Here is a 23,192-nt window from a genome sequence, read left to right as displayed (position 1 = left end):
AAGTATGAAAGGGTAAAATGAATGAGCCAAACATATCAAATGGTTACATTAAAACTTAGACATAATTACTTCAAAAATTATGTTTATATCATAATAGATAATGAAACTCGTTATGGAGCTATAATAGATCCTGCTTGGGAATTGGATGAAATTGAGAAGATAATTGCTAAGTATCAGATAGAGCTCAAAAGTATTTTATTGACTCATGCACATTATGACCATATAAACTTAGTGAATCCTTTGGTTGATAAGTATGATGCAGATGTATATATATCAGCAGTTGAATCAGAATGCTTTGGTTTTACTTGCGGGAATCAGATAAAAATAAGTGATAATCAAAGATTGCAACTAGGCAATACATCAATTAAGTGTATGCTTACACCTGGACATACCATAGGAAGTACCTGTTTCCTATGTGAGAAACACATATTTACTGGGGATACACTATTTAGTGAAGGATGTGGTTTATGTACATCCTATAGTGGTTCTGCTGAGAAGATGTATTATAGTATTCAAAAGATAAAAAAGGAAATACCAGGTCATATAAGAGTATACCCTGCTCATTCCTATGGATTAAAACCAGGACATAAGTTAGATTATCTTAAGTACAATAACGTATATCTTATGATAGATGATAAAAAAATATTTATAGACTATAGAATGAGAAAAAATCAGAAAAATTTATTGGATTTTTATTAAGGTGGAGATAAGATTGAAAAATTACCAAAAAAAAATTTTCCTTTTTTCAGGTCAAGGCGGGCAGTATTTTGAGATGGGGAAAGTAATGTATAATGAAAATAACATATTTAAAAGTTACATGGATAGTCTAGATGAAATGATAAAAAAAGAAATGAATGAATCCATCATAGATAAATTATATTACTCAGGCAATACAAAAAGTAATATATTCAATAGGACATTATATACACATCCTGCAATATTTATGATTCAATTCGCATTGGCAAAGACTGTGGAAGAAGAGGGAATAAAAGCAGATTATCTATTAGGTGCTAGTTTGGGAGAATATGTAAGCTTAACATTAAGTGGGGTTTTAACATTAAGGGATGCGTTAAAGCTTATAATATGTCAAGCAGCCTTATTAGAAAAACATTGTGAAGAAGGAAGAATGATAACTATCCTTGATAATCCTGATATATGGCATAATTTATTGGCAAAACATACAAGATGTGAAATTGCTGCTCATAACTATGATGATTGCTTTGTAGTAGCTGGTTATAAAGAAGAAACTGACATAGCTAAGAATATATTAAAAGAAGAAAAGGTTATATATAATGAACTGCCAGTTAGATTTGGTTTTCATTCTTATGCAGTAGATGAAATAAGAGAAGCTTATATGGAAGTAGTGGATACTATTACAATTAATGATCCCCAAATACCAATATTATCATCTGTACAAGGAGAAGAAATCCATTACATACCAAAAGATTATTTATGGGATATTATCAGAAAACCTATCAAATTCAATAAGGTTATAGAAAAATTACCAAATGATTCAGTTTCATATATAAATCTAGGTACATCAAGTACTTTGACTAATTTTATCAAAAGAATTAAAAAGAATAATTCCAATATGTACACTATATTAGATATCTTTGGAGATGATTCAAAAAGATACGAAAAATTGATGGAACAATATAAATAATATCAATGAAATAAATGAAAAGCAGGTTGCACGACATAATCTGATATGGAGGAAATTATGAAGTATATAGACGTTGAAACAGAATTAGTTGATAATAATAAAACAGTACCATTAACGGTTAGTTTATGTTCATTGAGAGATTCACAAATGGTAACAAAAGAGTTCATAGATAACTATTTATCATCACAAGAAAAAAAGTATTATAATCAATTAAAATACGAAGCAAGAAAAGTTTCATATTTACTAGGTAGAGTTTCTTCCAAAAGAGCCTTAGCTTATTTTATGGATAATGATAAGCAAGAAATATTTATTGATAAAGGTATATTCCATTATCCAATTATAAAGAACAATAATAAAAATTTGACAGTAACCATAACACATACTAAATATGTAGGAGCCTCAGCAGCAGTAGAAGAACATTATCCAATAGGTATAGATATTGAAGTTATAGACATCAATCATTTAAAATCCATCAAATCACAGATGACAGAACAAGAAATTAATCTAGTTGAAAACTGTCAATGGGAAGAACATGAAGGAGTTATAGCTATATGGACCATGAAAGAAGCTTTATCCAAGGCTTTAAAAATTGGGTTTTTAACATCATTAAAAATGTATGAAGTAAATAGTTTGGATTGTGACAATAATTGTATTATTAGTAAATATAAAAATTTTGCCATGTTTGAAGCTAAAACCTTTAAACTGAATAGAAGCATATTTACAATATGTTATCCTAATAAATGTAATTTAATGCTTGAATATCCTACTATGGAGAATGCATCTAACAAAATTAATATATCATAAGTGCTTAATAGCATCAACTGAAACAAATAAAAGAAAATTGTAAATAGTAAATTGAATATGATAATAATATAAATTGACAATTATTAAATTATAATATATAATTAATAACAATAATGGCATATATTGTAAAATTAAAACTGATTATTTTGTTTTTTGTTTTAGGAGGTAAACAGGTGACAATTAATTATTTTGTTTTTTTTGTACAAACAGGAAAAGAACAGATGGCCTGTGATTTTTTAAATAAGATGATGAATGACATAAATACAGTAGCATTCATTCCTAAAATAGAAGTTATCTATAAAAAATCAAAAAACACTCATAAAGAATTGAAACCCATGTTTGCAGGTTATGTTATTGTTAGAACATTAATGGATGCAGAAAGTTTTATAACAGAAGCAATAATGACCACAAAATATATTAAATGGTTTATAAATCTACTTGGTAAACAAGAACCAGATTGCATGGCATTGAATGAACAAGAAAGTAATTTTATATTAAGCTTATGTAACAAAGATTATATTGTAGAACAATCATTAGGTTTGATTAAGGGAGATCAGATTATTATTAATTCAGGTCCTCTAAAAGGAAGGGAAAGTAGAATCAAAAGAATTGATAGACATAAAAGACGGGCATTGATAGAACTCCAATTTATGGGACAAATCAGGAATGTGTATGTTTCATTGGAGATTTTAAGTAAAAGTAGAGAAGGTTTCCCTATTAATAATATAACAGCTTTAGAATGTTAGTAAGCAAATTCCAAAATTTATTAATCGTCGCTAGAGTCGCGTTATTAAAGGAGGATGACATACTTTGAACACTTAGTTAGCACTAATTGAGGTGTGAAAGGGCGAAGCTATGTCTTAAGTAAGATTTGTTACAATAAAATATAAAAAATGTAATGATAAAGATTTTTGGATTGCAAACAAAAGTCTTTTTTTAATGAAATCAATTAGGAGGTAGAAGAATGTTAACATATGTTTTTCCAGGACAAGGTTCTCAGGAGATAGGAATGGGAAGTACTCTTTTTGATGAATTTGTAGAATTAACTATGGAGGCAGATAAGATTTTAGGGTATTCAATCAAAGAACTTTGTTTACAAGATCCTTATTCACAATTAGGTCAGACCCAATATACTCAACCAGCTTTATATGTAGTTAATGCTTTAAGTTATCTAAAAACCATAAAAGATACAGGTAGGAAACCTGATTACGTTGCAGGACATAGCCTAGGAGAATATAATGCTTTATTTGCTGCGGGAGTATATGATTTTGCTACAGGATTAGAACTTGTAAAAGAGCGTGGTAGACTTATGAGTCAGGCACAAGGCGGTAAGATGGCTGCTATTATCGGTCTAAGTGAACAGGAGATCATTAATGAACTGAAGAATAATGGATTAGAATCTATTAATATAGCTAATTACAATACACCAACTCAAATTGTAATTTCTGGTCCTGAAGAAGAAATTGATTTAGCACAACCTATATTTGAAAAAGTACCAAAGTTAAGATTATATGCACCTCTAAAAGTTAGTGGGGCGTTCCATTCCCAGTATATGAGTAAAGCAAAAGAACAATTTGAAAGACATCTAAATTCTGTAAAATTGAATCCAATTAAAATTCCAGTTATATCTAATGTTAAAGCACGTCCCTATAAACAGGATGAAATAAAGGTGACTTTAGCATCTCAAATTGATAGTCCAGTGAAATGGACAGAAAGCATACGTTACTTAATGGGATGTGGAGAAATGGATTTTAAAGAAATTGGACCAGGAAAAGTACTACAGAATATGATTAGAAGAATCCAAAGAGAAGCAGAACCATTAATTATAGAGGAAGACTTGGTAACCCCTTACTCTTTGGGAAGCAAAGAATTCAAAGATAATTATAGTTTAAAATATGCTTATATAGCTGGAGGCATGTATAGAGGTATAGCTTCAAAAGAATTAGTTGTTAAGATGGGAAAAGCGGGCATGATGGGTTTCCTAGGAACTGGAGGTATGAAGCATAATAAGATTAAACAGGATATTACATATATTAAAAGAGAATTATCCAATGGACAAGCATATGGTATGAATATAGTCCATAATTTCAATAACGCAGAACAAGAAGAAAGATTGATAGATTTATTTTTGGAAAATGACATAAAGGTAATTGAAGCAGCTGCATTCCTAAATGTAACCCCTTCCTTAATTCGGTATAAAGCAAAAGGGATAAGAAAAGATAATCAAGGTAAATTAATCACAAATAACAAAATCATAGCAAAAATATCACGACCAGAAGTAGCGGAGGGATTTATGAGTCCAGCATCTGACTTCATTATATCCAAACTATTAAAAGAAGATAAAATAACTCTAAAAGAAGCTGAATATCTAAAAAATGTTCCTGTAGCAGATGATATTTGTGTCGAGAGTGATTCAGGAGGACATACAGATGGAGGGAATCCATGTGCGTTGATACCAGCCATGATTAAATTACGGGATGATATGATGAAAAAGTATTCATATGATAATAAAATCCATGTTGGAGCAGCAGGAGGAATAGGAACATCTGAAGCATCGGCGGCAGCTTTTATGTTAGGAGCAGATTTTATTGTCACAGGTTCTATTAATCAATGTTCTGTTGAAGCTGATATCAGTGACTCAGCAAAAGACCTGTTACAACAAGCTAATGTTCAGGATACTGCTTATGTACCAGCAGGGGACATGTTTGAGATAGGTGCAAAAGTTCAAGTATTGAGAAAAGGATTATTCTTTCCTGCAAGGGCTAATAAACTCTATAGTATATATCAACAATATAATTCTATTGAAGAGATAGATGAAAAACTCAAGAAACAGATTCAAGAAAAATATTTCAGAATGAGTTTTGCAGATGTTTTCAAAGAAGTAAAAAATTATTATCCACCTAAGGAGATTAAGAAAGCTGAAGAAAATAAAAAACATAAGATGGCTTTAATATTCAAGTGGTATTTTGGCCATAGTACCCAAATGGCACTTAAGGGTTGTGAAGACTGTAAAGTGGATTATCAAATAAACTGTGGACCAGCACTGGGAGCATTCAATCAATGGATTAAAGGAACAGAGATAGAAAATTGGAGAAATCGCCACGTAGATGAAATAGGTGAAAAAATTATGAAAGAGACTGCTGATTATTTCAATAAGCGAATCAGTAAAATTTCTAGTAATTAATAATTTATATACTTTGAACATTTAACCATTTCAAGAATTTTGATGAGAGGATGGACAAATTTTGCAATATGAGATATTGAAAGAAACCAAAGAGGTGAATAATGACCTGACACCTCTAATTTTTATACATGGAGCATATCATGGAGCATGGTGCTACAGGGAAAATTTCCTTCCTTATTTCTCTGAAAAAGGATATCCAGCATATGCTCTTAGTTTTCGGGGACATGGAAATAGTGAAGGTCATGAAAAAATTAATTCATTTACACTGGATGATTATGTGGAAGATGTAGTGATGATGATGAATCATATTGAGAAAAAGCCTATTTTAATTGGACATTCTATGGGAGGCGCTGTTGTACAGAAAGTATTACAATCATATTCAGAAAGAGTTGAAGGTGCAGTATTAATGTCATCCGCTCCTCCTAATGGTATAGCTGGTGAATTGATAAGAGGTATCTTCAAGAACTTGAAAGCACCAAAATGTGAAAGAGAAGGACAGGATAAATTATTTTTCTCTGATGACTTGGACAAAGATAAAAGAGATAGATATATAAAAGAATTACAGCCTGAATCAAATAAAGTCATAAAAAGATTATTAAGGAGAATCGTTCCCAGGTCACTAAAAAATTCAAATATGAAACTAATGGTACTAGGTTCAACAAAAGACAAATGTGTATCCATAAAATCAGTAATGGATACAGCTAAGTTTTATGGAGTTGAACCTGTTATTTTAGATAACGTCAATCATGATATGATGCTGGACACACATTGGATTACAGCTGCTGAGCATATTTATCAATTTTTAATAAGTGTTAATACTAAAAAAGAAGAAAGGATTGTGGATGACTATGGAACAACAAGGCTCATATCAAGTTAATACTATTTCCGCAAGTATTGAAAATGAGATAAATCGCCTTAAGGGTCAGGTAGAATTATTTTGGGATAATGAATTTAAACATTATATAGAATATGGTCTGGAAGATGGTAAGTCTATAGTTGAGATAGGGTCAGGACCTGGGTTTGTAACTGAAAAAATACTACAAAGTTTCCCTAATGTACAAATAACATTAGTTGAAAGGGAACCTTTATTTGTGGACTATTCAGGAAAATACTTATCAGAAGCTGGATATGAAAACTTTGATATTATAAATAAGTCAATAATGAATACAGAATTACCAGATAATAAATTTGATATTGCAATTATACGATTACTACTAGAACATCTACCAGATCCAGTAAATGCTGTCAAGGAAATCTATAGAGTATTGAAACCTGGTGGTAAGGCTATATTCGTTGATAACGATTTTGAAATGCATATTATGACTTATCCTCACATTCCAGAATTAAGAGATTTATACGAAGCATATTGTAGTTCACGTTATGCAGAAGGAGGTAATCCAAAGATTGGACGAGAATTACCTTATATACTTAAAAAAGGAGGATTTTCCAATATATATTTTGAGAGTATCAATGCTCATAGTGAAGTAGTAGGAGAAGACTTGTTTTTCAAATCTGAAGGAATAGGAATTCCAGTAAAACTGGTGCAGGATGGATTTTTGTCCAGTAAAAAACTCGCAAAAGTTTCTGTGGGGTGGAGGAATATGTTAAAAAATGAGAATCACTCTATTATCCGTCAGTTATACATGGCGGTAGGTGAAAAAATGTAAGAAAGGGGCTACTGATATTGGCGGTTAGATTAAAGACGATAGAAAGTAAAATTAAAAATATTATTTTAGAGATAAAAGATGATATAGATGAATCATTGGTCTTACATAATAGTTTCTTAGATTTAGGCATCAATTCTGTTTTAAGTGTAGATTTAATTGAAAATATTAATCAGGAGTTTAACATTGATGTAGGAATTGATGTTGTATTTGATTATAGAGGTGTTAAAGAATTAGCAGAATATATATACACAGAGTACAGTGATGAGATGAATACTGATAAGGAAAAAGAAGTAGTCAATATAGCTGATAAAAATAGTGAAATAAATAAGTCAGATATAGCTATAATAGGTATATCAGGAAGGTTTGCAGATTCAGATACAATAGAAGAATTTTGGCAGCATCTTCAAGAAGGAGACTGCTGTATTGATGAAATAACACGCTTTGATTGGGATGAGGACAAGTATTCTAAATATCATCCATTACAAAACAATGATAACAGAAAAAGATGGGGAGCCATGTTAAAAGAAGTTGACAAGTTCGACCCACTGTTTTTTAACATATCTCCACTAGAAGCAGAAAGAATGGACCCACAACAAAGATTATTCATTGAAGAAGCATATAAGGCTTTTGAAGATGGGGGATATTCAGATGATGAGATATCAGGTAAGAATATTGGGGTTTTTGTAGGTGGACGTACATCTGATTATAAAGATAGAACATTACAGAAACAATCTATCAGTTCCCAATGCTTTTTAGGCAACGACATGTCAATATTGGCAGGAAGGATATCATATTTCTTTAATCTCAAAGGCCCTAGTATTGCTGTGGATACAGCGTGTTCATCATCTTTGATGGCAATTCATCTTGCATGTGAGAGTATACATAAAGGTGAAGTTGAGATGGCTCTTGCAGGAGGAGTTTTCGTTACAAGTTCACCAGAATTCTATTATATGGCTTCAGATACAGGTATGTTATCACCTAATGGGAAATGTAAAACCTTTGATAATGGTGCTAATGGGATAGTAATTGGCGAAGGGGTAGGTGCTTTGATCCTCAAACCATTGGAAAAAGCAATGAATGATGGAGATAATATATATGGTGTAATAAAAGGTTCAGCAGTCAATCAAGACGGAAGAACAAAAGGAATTACTGCGCCTAGTATGCTGTCTCAAAAAAACTTGATATATCAAGCCTATAAAAAATCATCTATCAATCCAGAAACTATAAGTTACGTAGAGGCTCATGGAACAGGAACAAAATTAGGAGATCCTATTGAAATTAAGGCATTAAATGAAGCCTTCAGTATGTTTACGGATAGAAAGCATTTTTGCGTTCTCGGATCACATAAACCTAATTTTGGACATACAATAATGACAGCAGGAATTGCAGGTGTATTCAAAATTCTTATGGGAATGAGATATAAGAAAATACCTCCAACAATAAGCGTAGAAGATATTAATGAACATATTGACCTTGTTAATAGTCCTTTCTACATTAACACTCAATTAAAAGATTGGGAAAGAAAAGACGGAATACCTTTGAGAGCTGGAGTAAGTTCCTTTGGATTTAGTGGAACCAATTGTCATATGATCATTGAAGAACCACCAGCAAAAACAAGAATTAGGGAAAACTCTAAAAGACATCCTTTCCTATTTCCTTTTTCTGCTAAGACAGAGACAGCTTTAAGGCAGAAACTTATATATATGAATAAATGGCTGGATAAAGAATCGGATAATATTTCAATCCAAGATGTATCATATACTTTATTAGTCGGCAGGAAACATTTTACCAACAGGTGCATAATTATTGCATCAGATTTAAAAGAACTAAAAGATAAGATAGTACAAGTACTTCATAATGAAGTTGATGAGGACTATTTTGACAATACAAACAGGGATTTATCTACAATAGATGGGGTTACTAAAAATACTATAGAAGCTGATTATATTTTAGACAAATTAAATAAATCCAATATTGATAAAGATGAATATAAAGAATATCTTACTACTCTAGCAAGATTATATACTAATAACCATGAAATTAATTGGACTAAATTGTTTGTAGAAAATGCTTGCTATAGAGTATCTATGCCAGGTTATCCCTTTGACAAGGAAAGCTATTGGATACAAGAACCAGAACAAAAAGAAATCATCAAGGATGATGAACATGAAGTAGATTCCATGATGGTACCTACTTGGGATATGAATGTCATTAGTAGTGAAGAACAATTCCCATCTAAAGAAAGCAATATTGTTATTATAGGTGGAAATAAGCAAGTAATTAGCAAAATAATGAAACAATATCCTAATGGAAAAGTTTTGGATATTAATGCTTCTGATAATATCGATGATATTATAAATAAGGTTGAGTCATATGACCTTATAGAGCATATTATAGTGATTAATTCCAATGAATCACTTAACCAGTTAGCTTCTGATGATGAAGTAGGAGAAAGTTATGGGGAGGCTATACTAGTATTTAGAATAATTAAAGCATTAATTAACTTGGATTATGATACAAAGAATCTAGGATTGACATTTATAACAAAACAATCACAGGGTATTCATAAAGATGAAAAAATCAATCCTGTATATGCTTCCATTCATGGATTAATAGGTTCTTTGGCAAAGGAATATAGTAACTGGAATATAAGACTTGTAGATTTGGAAGCTGATGAACAAAATTGGCCTATTGATAATTTATTCTCCTTACCTGTAGATTCACAGGGTAATCCTTTAGCTTATCGCAATGGGGAATGGTATAAACAAAAATTAGTCCCAATTCACCAGTCCATACCTGCTGATACTACAGCTTACAAGCATGGAGGAGTTTATGTTGTAATTGGTGGAGCAGGAGGAATAGGAGAAGTATGGAGTGAATATGTAATTAAAAACTATCAGGCAAAAGTAATATGGATAGGACGTCGTGAAAAAGATGAATTAATACAATCTAAAATTGATAGGTTGGCAAAATTAGGCGAAAAACCATATTATATTTCAGCTGATGCAACCAAATTATCAGAGCTTGAACAAGCTTATAAGGAGATAAAAAAACAATATAATTGTATAAATGGTGTAATTCATTCAGCAATTGTTTTACATGACAGCAGTCTAGCTAATATGGATGAGGATAGTTTTAGAGAAGGATTGGCAACAAAACTCTATATAAGCATTAGAATGGTTCAAGTTTTCAAGAAAGAGAACTTGGATTTTATTATGTTTTTTTCTTCAATCATGTCATTCACTAAAAATGCAGGTCAAAGCAATTATGCTTCTGGATGTACTTTCAATGATGCTTTTGCACATAGGCTTTCCTCGGAGCTATCATGTGCAGTTAAGGTCATAAACTGGGGATATTGGGGAAGTGTTGGTATTGTAGCTTCAGAAAAATATCGAGATAGAATGGCACAATTAGGATATGCTTCTATTGAACCTGAAGAGGCTATGAAAACATTGGAATTAGTATTAACTAGTAAGTTTAACCAGATTGTATATATGAAAACCTTACAATCCTTTGAATTGGATGCTGTTAATAAAAATAAGGTGATGAATGTATTTCCACCTAGGATGGATTCAATTGTTGAAAAACTTCAATCATCTATTACTGAACCAGAAATCAATATAAGTGATGTGATATCTGATAGAAATCAACAAATGGATAGTTTGAATGAACTTCTTTATAGGCTTCTTTGGAAGAGTTTCAAAGATCTAGGATTACTTAATCATACAGTCTTGGATATTACTGAAATGAAAAAAAAGATAAACCTACCAAGCATGTATGATAGGTGGTTTGAAGAAAGTATATCTCTATTGGCACATTACGACTGTTTGAGCTATGACGGTCATAAGCATATTGTAATTAACCAAAAGAAACAACATCACGATAATGTATGGGATGAATGGGAAAACAAAAAAAGTATATGGTTAAATGATAGAGACATGAAGTCAATGGTTATATTAGCTGAAGCAGCCTTAGCAGAATTACCAAGAATTCTCACAGGACAAATATCTGCGACAGATGTTATTTTTCCAGACTCTTCCATCAAATTAGTAGAAGGAATATATAAGAATAATACAGTAGCAGATTATTATAATGAGATGATAGGAAATCTGGTAGTTGATTATATAGAGAACAGGAGAAAATCAGAACAAGGAGTAAGAATAAGGATTATTGAAATTGGGGCAGGTACAGGAGGAACTACCTCAGTTGTTCTTAAGAAATTAGAAGCATATGAACGATATATTGAAGAATATTGTTATACAGATATCTCAAAACTATTTTTGATTAATGCTGGGGAGCGTTTTAGTGACTATCCTTACCTTAAGTATGAAATTTTCAATATTGAACAACCTATTGCGCTTCAGAATATAAATGAGGATACCTATGATATTGTAATAGGAACTAATGTATTTCATGCAACCAAAAATATAAGACACTCATTACGTAATGCTAAGGCAGCATTAAAAACAAATGGTGTGATAATGTTAAATGAGATAAATAATCATAATATCTTTAACCACTTAACATTTGGATTATTAGATGGCTGGTGGAGATATGAAGATAAACCGTTACGTATCAAAGGTTGTCCAAATCTCAGTGGTGAAAATTGGAAGAGAATCTTAGAATGGGAAGGATACAGACTTGTAACTTTTGAGCCTTATAATATGAATGAATTGGGACAACAGATTATTATTGCTGAAAGTGATGGTATTGTATTACAGCAACTAGAAAACACATCAAAAGTGCAACAGGAAAAGAATACGATTAATCAGTATAAAACTGTTAATGCTAATTATAATACCCCTTCTATAAAAGGTGATTTTACGAACCAAATGATCTTAGACCATGTAAAAGAAACAATAACAGATAATTTGTCCAAGTTACTAAAAATAGATATTAATAGAATTGATAAGGGACAGTCTTTTGCAGATTACGGATTAGATTCTATTACTGGAATTCATCTTATTCAATCCATCAACCAAGAACTAAAGACAGAATTGAAAACAACCAATATATTTGATTATAGTTCTGTCAATAGATTAGCGGGGTACATTGTAGAAAAATATAAGGATATCCTTAATAAACATTATGGTTCAAGTGAAATTATATATGATGATACCGATATAACCTCCAATAACATAATATCAACCAATAATGTCTCAAAGGATATAAAAGTAGAAAATAGTACAGTAAAAACACATAAACAACATGAGATAGCCATTATTGGTATGAGTGGACAATTCCCAAAATCTAAATCCGTTGAAGAATTATGGGAGCATTTGGTTAAGGGTGAAGATTTAGTTGAAGAAGTAACTAGATGGGACCTATCCAAATACTATGAACAAGAAGAAGAATATTGTAATCACGGAGGATTCTTAGAAGATATAGATTATTTTGATCCATTGTTCTTCAATATATCAGGTGTTGAAGCTACATATATGGATACTCAGCAGAGACTGTTTTTAGAAGAATGCTGGAATGCATTAGAAGATGCAGGATATGTTGGAGAAAGTATTCAAGGACGTACTTGTGGAGTTTTTGCTGGCTATCATGGAGGCGATTATCCAAAATTATTCGGAAATAACCCACCTCCACAGTCCATGTGGGGTAATGCAGGATCTATGGTATCTTCTAGAATTGCTTATTATCTTGACTTACAAGGTCCAGCTATTACTGTTGATACAGCTTGTTCAAGTTCATTAGTTGCAATTCATCTTGCCTGTCAGAACCTAAGAATGGGCGAGACAGAAATGGCATTAGCTGGAGGAGTTTTTGTACAAAGTACTCCAGATTATTATCTAAACGGTAATCGTGCAGGAATGTTATCCATCAAAGGAAGATGTCATACTTTTGATGAAAGTGCTGATGGATTTATCTGGGGTGAAGGTGCGGGTGCGCTAGTTCTCAAACGATTGGAAGATGCTGTTAATGATGGTGACCATATTTATGGTGTCATTAAAGGTTCAGGTATTAATCAGGATGGAAAAACCAACGGTATTACTGCACCTAGCTCCAAATCTCAGGAGAGATTGGAACGATATGTATATGATACTTTCAATATTAATCCAGAAGATATTCAGATGATAGAAGCTCATGGAACAGGCACCATATTAGGTGATCCTATAGAATATGAAGCATTGACCAATGCATTCAGAAATTATACTGATAAAACTAAGTATTGTTCTATAGGTTCAATCAAAACTAATATGGGTCATGCATCAGCAGCATCAGGTGTCGCAGGATTGATTAAGATACTTATGTCATTAAAATATAAGCAGATACCACCATCACTTCATTATAAACAAGGAAATTCCAAGATTAATTTTGATGATAGTCCTTTCTTTGTAAATAGAGAATTGAGTGATTGGAAGGTTGATGAGGATTCAAAGTGCTGTGCTGCTATAAGTGCCTTTGGTTTTAGTGGTACCAACGCACATGTAGTCATTGAAGAAGCACCTGAAAAAACTAAAAGACATAATGATAATCCAGGTTATTTGATTGTGCTGTCTGCTCGTACATTCCAGCAATTACAAGAGCAGGTAAAACAACTAATTATACACTGTGAACAAACTCAAAAATTAGATTTGGGAAACATTAGTTATACATTGTTAATGGGTAGAAAACATTTCAATTATCGATTAGCTTATGTTGCACGCAACAAAACAGAATTAATTAATCAATTAGGCAAATGGTTAGAAAAAGGTCAAGGATTACAAATATTTGTAGGACAAAAAGAAAAATCTATCTTACAGCCTTTATTAAAACAATATGGCAATGAATGTGTTGAATCTTGTAAGGACAGCAATGCTAATGAATATCTTGAAAAATTATCTGTTCTAGCCAATATGTTTATTCAAGGATATAAATTAGATTTTGGTAAACTGTTTGATAATCAATATCAACGAATAAGTTTACCAACATACCCATTCAACAAAGAAAAATATTGGGTACCAGAGAAAGATAACTGTGAAGTTCAACCAATAAAAGAAATCAATCAAGATAGGAAAACAAAACTGCATCCACTATTACATGAAAATACCTCCGATTTCTGGGAGCAAAGGTTCAGTTCAACATTCACAGGGCAAGAATTCTTCCTGGACCATCATAGGGTGGGAAGTAATAAGATCCTTCCTGGTGTGGCTTATCTTGAAATGGTAAGAGCAGCTGTAAGTCAGGCAGCAAATGTAACAGATGAGTTGATAAAAATCAAAAATGTGGTCTGGATACAACCTGTCATAGTTGATGATGACCCTGTAAACATAAATATACGGTTATATCCAAAAGATGATGGAGAAATATCTTATGAGATTTATAGTAAAACATCAGATGATATTAAAGGTGATGAAGAATTAGAACTGATTCATTCACAAGGAACAGTTGTTATAAGCAATGACAAAGAAACTAGAAACATTAATATAAATAGGTTACAAGAAACATGTGACAAGGATATCCTATCATCTGATCATTGCTACGAAATATTCAGCTCGGTAGGCATGAATTACAAAGCAGGACACAAGGGAATCCATAAGGTCTATGTAGGTAATAATGAGGTGCTCGCTAAGCTAGTATTACCATCAGTAATACAAAACACATGTGACCAGTATATACTTCATCCTTGCATGATGGACTCAGCCCTCCAGGCATCAATCGGTCTGATGATAGAAGACAATGAGAAAAAACTTACGCTACCATTTACACTGGAAGAAGTGATGATTCATAACTCATGCACCAAATATATGTGGGCATATCTTCGTAACAGTGAAAAGAGCAACCTAGAGGATTCAGTGAAAAAAATAGATATAGACTTATGTGATGAAAACGGTAAGGTCTGTGTAAGTATGAAAGGCTATACCTACAGAACAATAAAAGAAGAAAAAGGAAATATAATAGAAACAGAAAATAAAGTTGAAACATTGATGTTTCAGCCAATCTGGGAGGAAGCAGAATGTGGCAGTCAAGAAGAAATAGTCTCCTATGACAATCATATTGTAATGCTCTGCGGATTTGACGAAATATCAACAAACAGCGTGGAAAACAAGATAGAAGGAGTAAAATGCATAAATCTTGAATTACAAGAATCAATAGAAGAAATAGAAGGAATAGAAGGAAGTAAAGCAAGTCAAGGAACGCATATAGAAAATATACCTATACAAGAATCATATACAAAGTGTATGCTTAGTGCATTTAATATCATTAAAAGAACAATAAGCAATCAGACAAAAGAGCATCAAGACAATAAGAAACAAAATAATAAACAAAATACACTCATTCAGATTATAACCAAGAATAATAGACAAAAGCAATTGTTTGCAGGTCTATCAGGATTATTGAAAACAGCAGAAATAGAAAGTACAAGACTCACAGGACAGATGATTCAAATAGAAACAGATGATGAAGAAGACATAATAAACATAATAAAAGAAAACAGCAAGTATCCTGAAAATAAGCAGATATCATACCAAAATGGAAAACGTTACGTAAAAAGATGGGAAGAACTATCAGAAGTAGAATATAGCCAGGATACATACTTGAAACAAGACGGAGTATACCTGATAACAGGAGGAGCAGGAGGACTAGGACTACTATTTGCAGAAGACATCATAAAAAAAGCAAAAGGAAGCAAGATAATACTTGCAGGAAGATCACCGTTAAACAATGAAAAAAAAGCTAGATTAGAAAAAACAAGAAAAACAATCAAAACAAGCAATATACAATATAAACAAGTAGATGTAACAGACAAAGATATGATTGACAAGCTCATAAAAGAAATCAAGGAAGAGTATGGTAGGCTTGATGGTATCATCCATAGTGCAGGAATAATCAAAGACAACTATATCATTAAGAAGACAGAAGAAGAAATAAAACAAGTAATGCAGCCAAAAGTAACAGGATTAATAAATCTTGATTTACTAACAAAAGACATACCTCTTGACTTCTTTATCCTATTCTCATCAATATCAGGAGTACTCGGAAACCTAGGACAAGCAGATTACGCAGCAGCCAATGCCTACATGGATGCATACGCAGCATATAGAAACCAACTAGTAGAAGAAGGATACAGAAAAGGACATACCCTAGCTATCAATTGGCCTATGTGGAAAAATGGAGGCATGAAGATTGATGAAGAAACAGAAAAGATGATGGAAAAGAACATGGGAATGACAGCTATGGAAAACAGAACAGGCATAGAAGCATTCTACAAAGGATTAGCATTAGATAAAGACCAAGTAATGGTGATTGAAGGAAATAGTGAAAAAATAAGACAGAAGATAAATACACAAATGAAAATACCTATACCTACAACAAAAATAATGAATGAAGAACCTAATAGAATATTAGATATTAAAGATAGTAGAAAAACTTCAAATACAAATGATGGTTCCATTGAACTGGATTCTATAACTAATAAAATCCAGACAATACTAAAACAGATGGTATCTAATTTACTGCAAGTAAAAGTAGAAGACATAGATACAGACACAAAACTCAATGAATATGGATTTGATTCAATAACCTTTACTAAGTTTGCAAACAATCTTAATCAAAAGTACAACTTAGAATTAACCCCTACCATATTTTTTGAATACTCTACCATATATGATTTTACACAATACATGATGAAAGATTATAGGAGCATACTGATAGAACAATTAGGAGAAGCTGCAACTACGACAGAAAAAACAAAACAAGAAGGACTAGAAAAATTAAAAGAAAAACCACAAGAAAAACAGCTTACATCACAAGAATTAGCAAGTCAGTTAGATATAAAGGGTATAAAATCAATGAATCACAATAATAAAAAGCGTTTTATTAATAGAAAAACTGAACAGGTATCCCTAGTTGCACAAAAGTCAGAAATCAAGCAAGAAATAACAAAAGAAGAAAAAGATACAATAGTAATTGTAGGAATAAGCGGTATCTTCCCAATGGCAAATAACGTAGAAGAATTCTGGAATAACCTTGAAAGGGAAAAAGACTGTATTACAGAAATACCAAAAGAACGCTGGGACTGGAAAGCTTATTATGGAGACCCTAAGAAAGAAAAGAATAAGACCAATATAAAATGGGGTGGATTCATAGATGGTATAGATGAATTCGATCCAATGTTCTTCTCCATATCACCAAAAGAAGCAATGCTCATGGACCCACAACAAAGACTATTGATGATGTATGTCTGGAAAGTAATAGAAGATGCAGGATACTCTGCTATGAAACTATCAGGAACAAAAACAGGTATATTCGTAGGAACAGGCTCAACAGGATACAACCAGTTAATATCAAAAGCAGATGTGCCAATAGAAGGTTACACATCAACAGGAACAGTACCATCAATAGGACCTAACCGAATGAGTTACTACCTTGATATACATGGACCAAGTGAGCCAATAGAAACAGCATGTTCAAGCTCATTAGTTGCAATACATAGAGCTGTTATTGCAATACAAAATGGCAGCTGTGACATGGGAATAGCAGGAGGAGTAAATACAATTCTAACTCCTGATGCACATATAGGGTTCAGCAAAGCAGGAATGCTAAGTGAAGATGGAAGATGCAAGACCTTCTCAGACAAAGCAAATGGTTATGCAAGAGGAGAAGGAGCAGGTATGATAATGCTGAAAAGGCTAAAAGATGCAGAAGAAGCAGGAGACCATATCTATGGAATAATAAAAGGAACAGCAGAAAATCATGGAGGACGAGCAAACTCTTTAACTGCACCAAATCCAAAAGCCCAAGCAGAACTAATAAAAACAGCTTATGAAAAAGCAGGAATAAACCCTAGAACAGTCACATACATAGAGGCACATGGAACAGGAACAGAACTAGGAGACCCGATAGAAATAAATGGATTAAAAGCAGCATTTGAAGAAATGTATGAAGCGTCAAAAAATAATCAGATAGAAGATAGCAGATGTGGAATAGGGTCAGTAAAAACCAACATAGGACACTTGGAACTTGCAGCAGGAATAGCAGGAGTGATAAAAGTATTACTACAAATTAAACATAAGACATTAGTAAAAAGCTTACACTGTGAAACTATTAATCCATACATAAAACTTGAAGGAAGTCCATTCTATATAGTAAACAAAGCAGAGGAATGGAAAACACTAAAAGATGAAAAAGGTGTGGAAATACCAAGACGAGCAGGAATCAGTTCATTTGGATTCGGCGGAGTAAATGCCCATGTGCTAATAGAAGAATACAAGCCAAAACAAAAAGAAAAGATACAAAAAAACATTGAAATACAAGAAATGATAATACTATCAGCCAAAACAAAAGAACAACTAAAAGAAAGGGCAAAACAGCTACTCCATACAATAAAGACAGAACAAATGACAGATAATGACCTACAAAAGATAGCCTATACCCTTCAAGTAGGAAGAGAACCAATGGAGGAAAGACTAGGAGTCATAGTCAAAACATTGGATGAATTAAAAGAGAGACTAAATGATTATATAGAAGGAAAAGAATCAGTACCTGAACTTTTTACAGGAGAAAGTAAACGAAACAAGGAAACATTAGCCATACTGGCAAAAGACGAAGAAATTCAGGAAGCCATAGAGAAATGGATTAAAAAGAAGAAATATACAAAACTATTAGACCTATGGACAAAAGGATTATATGTGGATTGGGATGCACTGTATAGAGATGATAGACCTGAAAAAATAAGTTTACCTACTTATCCTTTTGCAAAAAAATCTTGTTGGGTTCCTAGAAACATCGTTGAATATAACATTGAATCTACTATTGAATCCACTATTGAGCCTACCATTGAATTAAACAACGCAAATGACAACAAAGAGATCTCAATATCAAATGCTACAAAAGAAAAACCTAGAAGTATTTCTTTAGTTCCATTAAATGATAAACCAAAAATAAATAATATGAATGTAATATGCCAATGTGATGATAAGGAGCTATCAAAAGAAAAATTATCCATTGATAAGATATTACAAGATTTTAGTTATGGGTCATTAGATATTGAACAGGCAGATAAATTACTACATAAAATGGATATAGACAAAAAAACAGAAATCGATACACATATTGAAAACGAAGTAGATGAGAATATCAAAGACAATACATTGCAAGAGTCAATAATCAAAAGTCTAACACAAATATTATATATCGACGAGAATGACATTGATATTGATGATAGATTCATTGATATGGGTATGGATTCTATTACTGGTGTGGAATGGATACAGACAATCAATAAACAATATGGACTTTCCATAAAGATTACTAAAATCTATGATTATCCAAGCGTAAGAGAATTTGCCAAATATATTAAAAAAGTAATTAATGATTAATTCAATAAAAAGCAACTTAATAAAATAAAAAATATAGATATGGAGTGATATAAATGAACAAAGAACAAATATTAGAAATTATTTCAAGAAACATAGGAGAGGTTTTACCAGATTTGGAAGGGTATCAAGCAAAGCCTAGTGACAAGTTAGTAGATTTAGGTGCTAATTCTGTAGACCGTGCCGAAATAGTTATGATGACAATGGAAGAACTATCATTGAATATACCACGTGTAGAACTTTTTGGAGTGAGTAATATTGGAGAATTGGCTGAGGTAATCTATGAAAAATTACAATAATATCATAATTTCAGGTATTGGAATAACATCATCAATCGGGCAAGGGAAAAAGGCTTTTACTCAAGCATTGATGGAAGGAAGACATAGATTTGACATCATGAAAAGACCTGGAAGACAAAATGGAACATCTTTTATAGGTGCAGAGATAGATGAAATAACTTATCCAGATTCAATCTCAAAGAAAGTATTAAGAACAGCTTCTTTTTCAGCAAAAACAGCAATGGTTACTCTTGATGAAGCTTGGAAAGAGGCTAAGCTTGATGATTGTGACTCTTCTCGGATTGGATTAGTGGTAGGAGGCTCTAATATTCAACAGAGGGAACAACTGTTGATTCATGAGAAATACAAAAATCGTTTTGGGTTTATATCACCAACATATGGTTTATCATTCATGGACAGTGATATTTGCGGGTTGTGTACAGAACACTTTGGAATAAAAGGGATGAGCTATACCTTAGGAGGAGCTTCAGCTAGTGGACAAGCCGCCATTATTCAAGGATTACAAAGTATATTATCTGGTCAGATAGATGTTTGTATAGTTATAGGAGCTTTAATGGATCTTTCATATTGGGAGTGTCAAGCTTTCAGGTCATTAGGAGCTATGGGTTCAGATGCATATGCTGATGAACCTGAAAAAGCTTGTCGTCCTTTTGATGAAAATCATGATGGTTTTATATATGGAGAAGCTTGCGGAGCTGTAGTAATAGAAAGAGTAGATACAGCATCCAAAAGAAAAGTAGAACCCTATGCCCAATTATTAGGCTGGTCCACGGTATTAGATGGTAATAGAAATCCAAACCCATCTTATGAAGGAGAACTAAGTACTATAAAAAAAACTATGGAGAAAGCAAATCTGGAACCACATGAAGTTGATTATGTGAATCCACATGGGAGTGGTTCAAAAATAGGAGACGAGACAGAGCTGAAGGCAATATGTGACAGCGGACTCTCTCATGCTTATCTAAATGCAACTAAATCTATAACGGGACATGGTTTAAGTTCTGCTGGAACAATAGAACTTATAGCTACAATGTTGCAAATGAAAGAAGGTAAACTTCATCCAACCATCAATCTGGATAACCCTATCAATACATCATTGAACTGGGTGAAGTCAAAACCTGTTTCATATGAAGCCAAAACTGCAATAAATATAAGTATAGGTTTTGGAGGCATCAATACTGCAATATGTTTAAGAAAGATATAAAAATATTAGGAGGTAATATATATGACTACAGTAGGAATTGAAGCAATCAATGTGTTTGGAGGAAGCGCTTATATTGACGTAATGGAGTTAGCAAATCATCGCCAGCTGGATACAGCTAGGTTTGATAATCTATTGATGAAGGAAAAAAGTGTGGCTCTTCCATATGAAGATCCTGTATCTTATGGGGTAAATGCAGCAAAACCTATAATAGACTCTCTATCAGAAGATGAAAAAGACCGTATAGAATTGCTGATTACTTGTTCAGAATCAGGTATAGACTTTGGGAAGTCAATGAGTACATACATACATGAGTATCTAGGATTAAATCGTAACTGCCGATTATTTGAATTAAAGAATGCATGCTATTCTGGAACAGCTGGATTCCAGATGGCTGTTAATTTCATATTATCACAAGCCTCTCCTGGAGCAAAAGCTCTTGTAATAGCCACAGATCTAGCTAGATTCATAGCAGTGGACCCAGGGGAAGCATTAACAGCAGATTGGTCATTTGCTGAACCTAGTACAGGGGCAGGAGCTGTTGCTATATTAGTAAGTGAGACACCTAATGTATTTCAGATTGATGTAGGAGCTAATGGATATTATGGTTATGAGGTAATGGATACTTGTCGTCCAGTTCCAGATGGAGAGGCTGGAGATTCAGATTTATCTTTATTATCTTATTTGGATTGCTGTGAACAATCCTTCAATGAATATAGAAAACGTGTAGATGGAGTAGATTATAGAGATACATTCCAATATTTAGCTTTTCATACTCCTTTTGGAGGAATGGTAAAAGGCGCACACCGTACCATGATGAGAAAAATGTGTAAAGCCAAACCTGCAGATATTGAAAAAGACTTTGAATATCGAGTATTGCCTGGTATGGTTTTTTGTCAGCGTGTAGGTAATATAATGGGAGGAACAGTATATATGGCACTTGCAAGTACCATTGATAATGGAGAATTCCACTCACCAAAGAGAGTTGGTGTTTTTTCATATGGTTCAGGTTGCTGTTCTGAATTCTATAGTGGAGTAGTAATGCCTCAAGGTCAACAACTGCAAAAACGTTTTAATATAGGTGAACATTTGGACAGACGTTATAAATTGTCCATGGATGAATATGATTTGTTGCTAAAAGGTAATGATGCGGTAAAATTCGGAACAAGAAATGTAAAAATGGATTCGGATAATATATCAAAAATTATGAACAGGTGTCAAGGAGAAAAGAGATTATTTCTAAATGAAATAAAAGAATTTCATAGAGAATACAGGTGGGTATAATGAATTACAAAACAATAAAAGTAGAAGTTAAAGGTAATAGTTGTTTTATACAATTTAATAGACCTGAGTCTAATAATACAATAAGTAAACTTCTCATAGATGAATGCAATGAAGTGCTTAATATGTGTGAAGAGTCCATTACTATAGTAGTTTTTAAAGGATTACCAGAGGTTTTTTGTTTTGGTGCAGATTTTAAGGAAGTTCATAATAAAATGGCAGATGGACAGGAGCAAGAGAGCTATTCAGAGCCGTTATATGATCTATGGCTTAAGATAGCAACAGGTCCCTATATAACAATTGCATTAGTTTGTGGTAAAGCAAATGCGGGAGGGGTAGGTTTTGTAGCAGCTTGTGATATTGTTCTTGCAAATGATACAGCTGTTTTTAGTTTATCAGAATTGCTATTTGGACTTTTCCCAGCTTGTGTTCTACCTTTTTTAATCAGAAGAATAGGATATTCAAAAGCTCACTACATGACTTTGATGACAAAACCTGTTTCCGTAGAGCAAGCTTACAAATGGGGTTTAGTAGACTCTTATGGTACTAATGGGGATGCCCAGTTAGGTAAACATATGCTGCGACTTAGATATCTATCCAAAAAAGGTGTAAAAAGATATAAAAGTTATATGAGTCATTTATCTGATTTTTTAATTACATCAAAAGATACAGCACTTACTGCGAATCTAGAGATATTCTCTGATACAGATAATTTAAAGGGAATCTATAGGTTCGTTGATACAGGACAATTCCCTTGGGAGAATTGATGAAAAGGTTAATGGAAG

12 protein-coding genes are annotated in these 23,192 nt (G+C 32.7%); all 12 read left to right on the top strand.

The window, feature by feature from the left end; translation table 11 throughout:
* The first annotated feature begins 21 nt into the window (after positions 1 to 21).
* The 12 genes from HYG85_RS05900 to HYG85_RS05845 all read left to right on the top strand — a co-directional run bounded on the left by HYG85_RS05900 (position 22) and on the right by HYG85_RS05845 (position 23,174).
* Positions 22 to 699 carry an MBL fold metallo-hydrolase gene (locus HYG85_RS05900; protein WP_212692690.1) on the top strand — a complete coding sequence of 226 codons (678 nt, stop codon included), beginning with the start codon at positions 22 to 24 and terminating at the stop codon, positions 697 to 699.
* A gap of 13 nt (positions 700 to 712) precedes the next feature.
* Entirely contained in the window at positions 713 to 1,663 is a 951-nt protein-coding gene (locus HYG85_RS05895; protein ID WP_212692689.1) for an acyltransferase domain-containing protein, read from the top strand.
* 57 nt (positions 1,664 to 1,720) lie between these two features.
* Positions 1,721 to 2,467 (top strand): 4'-phosphopantetheinyl transferase family protein, encoded by a 747-nt coding sequence (locus HYG85_RS05890; RefSeq protein ID WP_212692688.1) that lies wholly within the window; start codon positions 1,721 to 1,723, stop codon positions 2,465 to 2,467.
* Between the two features lie 173 nt (positions 2,468 to 2,640).
* Positions 2,641 to 3,213, top strand: a complete 573-nt coding sequence (gene loaP, locus HYG85_RS05885; protein ID WP_212692687.1) for an antiterminator LoaP — start codon at positions 2,641 to 2,643, stop codon at positions 3,211 to 3,213.
* Positions 3,214 to 3,431: 218 nt separating this feature from the next.
* Positions 3,432 to 5,651: an ACP S-malonyltransferase gene (fabD, locus tag HYG85_RS05880; protein ID WP_212692686.1), complete on the top strand. Its 2,220-nt coding sequence runs from the start codon at positions 3,432 to 3,434 to the stop codon at positions 5,649 to 5,651.
* A 61-nt stretch (positions 5,652 to 5,712) separates the two neighbouring features.
* Complete coding sequence (locus tag HYG85_RS05875; RefSeq protein WP_212692685.1) at positions 5,713 to 6,528, top strand: alpha/beta hydrolase; 816 nt, start codon at positions 5,713 to 5,715, stop codon at positions 6,526 to 6,528.
* Positions 6,500 to 7,318, top strand: a complete 819-nt coding sequence (locus HYG85_RS05870; protein ID WP_212692684.1) for a class I SAM-dependent methyltransferase — start codon at positions 6,500 to 6,502, stop codon at positions 7,316 to 7,318. The genes HYG85_RS05875 and HYG85_RS05870 overlap by 29 nt, the downstream gene beginning before the upstream one ends.
* Before the next feature lie 17 nt (positions 7,319 to 7,335).
* Positions 7,336 to 19,629: an SDR family NAD(P)-dependent oxidoreductase gene (locus HYG85_RS05865; protein WP_212692683.1), complete on the top strand. Its 12,294-nt coding sequence runs from the start codon at positions 7,336 to 7,338 to the stop codon at positions 19,627 to 19,629.
* 53 nt (positions 19,630 to 19,682) lie between these two features.
* A complete protein-coding gene (locus HYG85_RS05860; protein WP_212692682.1) occupies positions 19,683 to 19,925 on the top strand; it encodes an acyl carrier protein in 243 nt (80 codons plus the stop codon).
* Positions 19,909 to 21,129 (top strand): beta-ketoacyl synthase N-terminal-like domain-containing protein, encoded by a 1,221-nt coding sequence (locus HYG85_RS05855; protein ID WP_212692681.1) that lies wholly within the window; start codon positions 19,909 to 19,911, stop codon positions 21,127 to 21,129. Before HYG85_RS05860 ends, HYG85_RS05855 begins: the two co-directional genes overlap by 17 nt.
* A gap of 21 nt (positions 21,130 to 21,150) precedes the next feature.
* Positions 21,151 to 22,410, top strand: a complete 1,260-nt coding sequence (locus HYG85_RS05850) for a hydroxymethylglutaryl-CoA synthase family protein (RefSeq protein ID WP_212692680.1) — start codon at positions 21,151 to 21,153, stop codon at positions 22,408 to 22,410.
* Complete coding sequence (locus tag HYG85_RS05845) at positions 22,410 to 23,174, top strand: enoyl-CoA hydratase/isomerase (protein WP_212692679.1); 765 nt, start codon at positions 22,410 to 22,412, stop codon at positions 23,172 to 23,174. The genes HYG85_RS05850 and HYG85_RS05845 overlap by 1 nt, the downstream gene beginning before the upstream one ends.
* Positions 23,175 to 23,192: the final 18 nt, after the last annotated feature.

The sequence above is a fragment of the Vallitalea guaymasensis genome (genome assembly GCF_018141425.1).
GTDB lineage: Bacteria > Bacillota > Clostridia > Lachnospirales > Vallitaleaceae > Vallitalea > Vallitalea guaymasensis.
The sequence above is the reverse complement of the archived record's forward strand: the minus strand, read 5'-3'. Positions and strand labels throughout refer to the sequence as shown.